Annotated in this window: 6 protein-coding genes; all 6 read left to right on the plus strand. The window is 58.0% G+C overall.

The window, feature by feature from the left end:
• On the plus strand, positions 1-283 hold a 283-nt coding region (locus tag ABX749_RS21535), incomplete at its 5' end, for an amidase family protein (RefSeq protein ID WP_372897794.1).
• A 3-nt stretch (positions 284-286) separates the two neighbouring features.
• The gene (gatB, locus tag ABX749_RS21540) at positions 287-1,759 is read left to right on the plus strand and encodes an Asp-tRNA(Asn)/Glu-tRNA(Gln) amidotransferase subunit GatB (RefSeq protein ID WP_372897795.1); all 1,473 of its coding nucleotides are present in this window, start codon (positions 287-289) and stop codon (positions 1,757-1,759) included.
• 527 nt (positions 1,760-2,286) lie between these two features.
• Positions 2,287-2,769, plus strand: a complete 483-nt coding sequence (locus tag ABX749_RS21545) for a hypothetical protein (RefSeq protein ID WP_372897796.1) — start codon at positions 2,287-2,289, stop codon at positions 2,767-2,769.
• Positions 2,769-3,626 (plus strand): hypothetical protein, encoded by an 858-nt coding sequence (locus tag ABX749_RS21550; RefSeq protein WP_372897797.1) that lies wholly within the window; start codon positions 2,769-2,771, stop codon positions 3,624-3,626. The genes ABX749_RS21545 and ABX749_RS21550 overlap by 1 nt, the downstream gene beginning before the upstream one ends.
• Positions 3,627-3,772: 146 nt before the next feature.
• The gene (locus ABX749_RS21555; protein ID WP_145220018.1) at positions 3,773-4,069 is read left to right on the plus strand and encodes a hypothetical protein; all 297 of its coding nucleotides are present in this window, start codon (positions 3,773-3,775) and stop codon (positions 4,067-4,069) included.
• The gene (locus ABX749_RS21560) at positions 4,069-4,668 is read left to right on the plus strand and encodes an isoprenylcysteine carboxylmethyltransferase family protein (RefSeq protein ID WP_372897798.1); all 600 of its coding nucleotides are present in this window, start codon (positions 4,069-4,071) and stop codon (positions 4,666-4,668) included. Before ABX749_RS21555 ends, ABX749_RS21560 begins: the two co-directional genes overlap by 1 nt.
• The last annotated feature ends 309 nt before the right edge of the window (positions 4,669-4,977 follow it).

The following is a 4,977-nucleotide window of genomic DNA, read 5'->3' on the forward strand; positions in this document are numbered from 1 at the left end:
CTCGCAAGTCGATCTGTTGTTGGGACCGGTCACACCGACGCCGGCGTTTCCGCTGGGCGACAAGATTGACGATCCGATCCAGATGTATCTGTGCGATCTGTTCACCGTCGGCGCGAACCTGGCCGGCGTCCCCGCGATCTCGTTGCCGGGCGGATTCGATCCTGCGGGATTGCCGATCGGGATTCAACTGCAGGCCCCGACGTTGGAAGAGAGTCGCTTGCTATTCGCGGCATCTGCTTTTCAATCGGCGACCGATTATCACACCCAACGACCGAATCAATAAACGATGTCACAGCTACCGACCACGACGATCATCGGACTGGAAGTCCACGTCCAACTGAAGACGGCGACCAAGTTGTTTTGCGGTTGCAGTACCAAATTCGGCAGCCCCCCCAACACGCAAGTCTGCCCGGTTTGTTTAGGCTTGCCCGGCGCGTTGCCGGTGATCAACGAGCACGCGATCGAGCTGGCGATCCGAGCCGGGTTGGCGATCAATTGTGATATTCCGCCGCTGACCAAATGGGATCGCAAACAGTACTTCTATCCTGATTTGCCGAAGGGGTACCAGATCAGCCAGTTCGATCTTCCGATCTGTGCCGACGGGTGTTTGGAGATCGCTGATCCGGCCGATGATGATGCCACGCGAAAGATCGGGATCACCCGCGCCCACCTGGAAGAAGACGCCGGCAAGAGCATGCACGACGAGGCGGCCGGCCGCGCCGACAGTCGCATCGATCTGAACCGTTGCGGAACTCCGCTGTTGGAGATCGTCAGTGAGCCGGATTTGCGAACGGCTGAAGAGGCGTTGGCGTATCTGACCAAACTGAAAGAGATCATGACGCACTTGGGCGTTTCGGATTGCGAAATGCAAGAGGGCAGTCTGCGGGTGGATGCCAACGTCAACTTGCACATCGACAAACATGGCGAGCGGATTGCCACGCCGATCGTCGAAGTCAAAAACATGAACAGCTTTCGCAACGTCGTTGCGGCGCTGCACTTTGAAGTCGACCGACAGTATGCCGAGTGGGAGGAAACGGGGAATACGATCGAGACCCACGGCAAACGCACCTTCGGCTGGAATGACGTCAAAGGCGTGACGTATCCGCAACGTGAGAAAGAAGAATCCGCCGACTACCGCTATTTTCCTTGTCCCGACTTGTTGCCGATCCGAATCCCCAGCGAACGCGTCGAAGAGATCCGCGCGTCACTCGGGGAGACTCCGGAAGAGACCCGCGAGCGATTGCAGTCGCAGTACGGCATCAAGGCCTACGACGCCGACGTGATCGTTTCTCAAGGCCGCGGCATGGTCGAGTATTATGACGCCGTCGCGATGGCCTGCGGTGACGGCAAACGCGCCAGCAGTTGGATCCAGCAGGACGTGATGCGAACGTTGAAAGAGCAGGGCGGGGACATCGAGTCCTTCGGCGTGACGGCCGAACAACTCGCCCAACTGCTCTCCAAAGTCAGCAGCGGAGAACTGACCAACGACCGCGCACGCGACGTGTTCAAACACCTCAGCGAAAACGGCGGCGGCATCGACGAGGCGATCAAGGCCTTGGGGATCGAGGCCGTTGACGATTCGGAAATGGAAACGTTGGTCAAAGAGCTGCTCGCGGCTAACCCCAAGGTCGTCGACGATGTCAAAAACGGCAATCAAAAAGCCGTCGGTTCCTTGATCGGTCAAGCCCGCAACAAGAACCCCAACGCCAATCCGCAAAAAATTCGAGAGATCGCATTGCGGTTGATCGAGAATGCGTGAGTCGTGGTGAAAGGCCCGTCGCGGTCCGTTGATGGATTGATGGGCAATTCCGGGAACTGTGCGACGGTTTAAAAGCCCACGGATAGCAGCGCGAACCCACGGATGCGAATCAGCCGGGGATCCGTGGGTTCGCGCTGCCATCGGTGGGCTATTTTTTCAGCTTTGCCATTTTGAGGTCGAGCAGTTTTTGCATCGTTGATCATCAAAGGTATTGGTCACTCTCCCCCTGGCATTGGTATCTGCACGAGTGGCTTTTTGGCCAACGGCCATGCACAACCTTCGCTGATGGAACAAACCGTGAAATCGGCAGTGGTTTACACTCGCGGGGATTCAGGCTTCCTCCGTCAGGAGTACGGTGCAGGGGAGCGGTTCGAATTGCCGATTGAAACTCTGACGCTTGAGCTTGACCGGGCGTATGAGGGTTTGGCGATTTAAACGATCAGGCAGGTTGCGTCATCCCTGCTCAGAAGCCTATCCCACGATTGAGAAACGATACAACCGATCGTCGCGTTGCTGCGGAGGATGCCATGGACACAGAAACTCGCCGGCCCCGTCGCGATCCGCTGTTCGTGCTGATCCTGCTGGGCGTCTGCGCGGTGACGGTTTGGTTGTTGCTGATGCCGTTTTATCCGGCGATCGCCCGCGTGACGATGAAGCGTTTTCATTTGTCGACCGAATCGTTTGCGTGTTGGGCCATCCAGGCGCCGGTTCCGGCGATGTACAACTTCGGCAATCAATACGAGATCCGCGATTTGCCGGAAGGTTTGATCACGCCGGTGCTCGACTCGAGTCGACCCCGCTACATCAACCACTTTCCCACTCGGGTGCTGACGTTCGCCAACGGACGCTACTCGTTGCTCAGTCCCGGCCAGGATCGCTGGGTGACGATCAGATCGTCTTATCGGGGGCAGACGTTGGAAACCAAGATCCACGCCAAGCCGATCGGCGAAGGCAGATTCGAGTGGATTCGCGAGTCGTCTGAGATTCTTTCGCCCGGGGGTGACCGGTGATGTTCGGCGGCAAGGCAACAGACGGCAGTGGAAAGGAAGTCGAAGTCGCGGCGCCGTACTCGGGACGGGTGTTGTGGGCGTACTTGATCGTTCAGATCAGCGTGTTCGCGGGACTGGCATGGAAGTACGAGTTCTTCTTACTGGCCGATCAGGTTTATCATCGGCTGCTGCTGTCCGATCCGTTCTTTCCGGCGTGGCTGCAATCGGCCGATGTGATCCGTTGGGCCTATCTCGGATCACTGACCGCGATCATCTTGGGCGTGGTCGGCATGTTGCCTTGGATTCGCATGTTGTGTGCGTCGGCACAGGTCGGTTGCTTGGTAATCATGTTGCTTCATCAGGGCAGTCACAACGACATGACGTTTGCGACCAGCTTGTGGGCTTCGATTTGGGTGTTCTGGTTTGCGACGCGGATGGAACGGGACGAGCCCGCGGATCTGCTGCGTCGCGGGGCATTTTTAGGCCGCGCGATCGCGTCGATGATTCTGCTCGGCGGCGCGGTCGGAAAGTGGACACCGGAGTACTGGTCGGGTGAAGTCTTTTACGACATTTATTTTCGCGAACGCGACTTCTGGGTGTTCAACTATTTGCGAGAGGCCTACGACGCCGAGACGCTGCGCGGCATCGCGACCTGGTACAGCCGCAAGGTGATTGTGGTGGAAACGTTGTTCGGGTTCGGATTGTGGTTACTGCCGCCGCGCTGGGCGGCCGCGGCGGGCGTGACGATCTTTTTTTCGATCGCGTTCTTTTCCAACAACCTGCTGTATTCGGTGCTCTTGGCCATGATCGGATTGTCGGCGGTGGGTTTTTTTGTACCGAAAACGATGAACGACTCATCGACGCGCGCCACCGGCTGACGCGGCGTGCCGGAATGCGACGGCCAGCGGGAAGCGACGAAGGAGACGGCGAAGACCCAGAAGAGTAAACGTCGATTTGACAGCCGACTCCGATCGCCATAGAGTGGCCATCAAATCCCCTACTTTTTCACGCGGTCGAATTGACAATGAATCAGGAATTGCCACCCGGACAGGAATCCGATGAGATTCAAGGCTTGGCCGAGGTCGTGGCAAAAAGTTTGGCCGAGGGTGAAGACCCGCAATCGATCTCGCAGAAGTTGGTCGACAGCGGATGGGATCCGGATGAAGCGGCCGGCTTCGTCGGTTCGATTGAGCATCACATGATGGAAGCGCAACACGCCGGTGGCGGATCGGAAGTGCAGGGATGGATGATCTGGGGCGGCGGGTTGATCGTGATCAACCTGCTCAGCTGGATGTTCAACTGGGGATTCTGGATCTACTAGTGCCCCCGCCGCCGCGTCTCGTTGACATCGCGATCGGCGTTTCGATCCTGAGCTGGGCCGGCGCGGCGACGTGGTCCAATCTGGGACAGCGCCCGATGGCAATCTTGATCGCGACGTCGCTGTTGCACTTGATGGTGGGCGTGCTTTTTCTGGTCCGGCGTGGTGCTGAAAAACAGGGTGATTGGGCAACCGGTTTGATGGCCGTCCCGGCGGTGCTTGTCGGCGGCTGGGTGTTTGGGTGGTCGCCCGACGATTGGAATGTCGCCGCGCAAATCCTGTTCGTGTCTGGCTGTGGTCTGGCGATCGTGAGTTTCGCCTTCCTCGGCCGCTGCTTCGCGATCTTACCGGCGATTCGCGGCACGGTCGTGCGCGGACCGTTCTCGATCATTCGGCATCCCGCCTATCTCGGCGAACTGGTGATGGTCGTCGCTTGTTTCGTCGCCGCCGAGTTGCACTGGCAGCAACTTGTGATCTTGTTGCCCATCGTCGCGTTGTTCGCGATCCGGATCCATGTCGAAGAACGGTTGTTGTTGAGCAGCGAAGCCTACCAGCGTTACTGTCGGCACGTCCGTTGGCGTCTCATCCCGCTGATTTGGTAGCCCGCAAAGGCGAGAGGATGATTCTTGATGAAATTTTTCCATTGCGTGTGACAGTTGAAGCACGAATCTGCCAACAATGGAACAGGACTGAGTGAAGCTCCCTGGGAATTGAAATCTACCGGTGACGTCATGTTGAAACATCAGTCACGGTCTCGAAACGCCGCGAGATCGGTTCGAATGCAACCGCTGGAGCCGCGTTTGCCGCTTGCCGGAGGTGCCGGAGGCGTTGAGTTCGGGGACTGGCACAATCAGAGCAATGCGTATGACGTCAATGGCGATGGGTACGTGCGTCCGATTGACGTGCTGCAG

The sequence above is a fragment of the Stieleria sp. genome, from assembly GCF_041595215.1.
GTDB classification, from domain to species: domain Bacteria; phylum Planctomycetota; class Planctomycetia; order Pirellulales; family Pirellulaceae; genus Stieleria; species Stieleria magnilauensis.

Excerpts from the sequence above, each read along its gene's own strand:
- ABX749_RS21555 (WP_145220018.1), top strand. The coding sequence starts at position 3,773 with ATGAATCAGGAATTGCCACCCGGACAGGAATCCGATGAGATTCAAGGC.
- gatB (WP_372897795.1), top strand. The coding sequence starts at position 287 with ATGTCACAGCTACCGACCACGACGATCATCGGACTGGAAGTCCACGTC.
- ABX749_RS21545 (WP_372897796.1), top strand. The coding sequence starts at position 2,287 with ATGGACACAGAAACTCGCCGGCCCCGTCGCGATCCGCTGTTCGTGCTG.
- ABX749_RS21550 (WP_372897797.1), top strand. The coding sequence starts at position 2,769 with ATGTTCGGCGGCAAGGCAACAGACGGCAGTGGAAAGGAAGTCGAAGTC.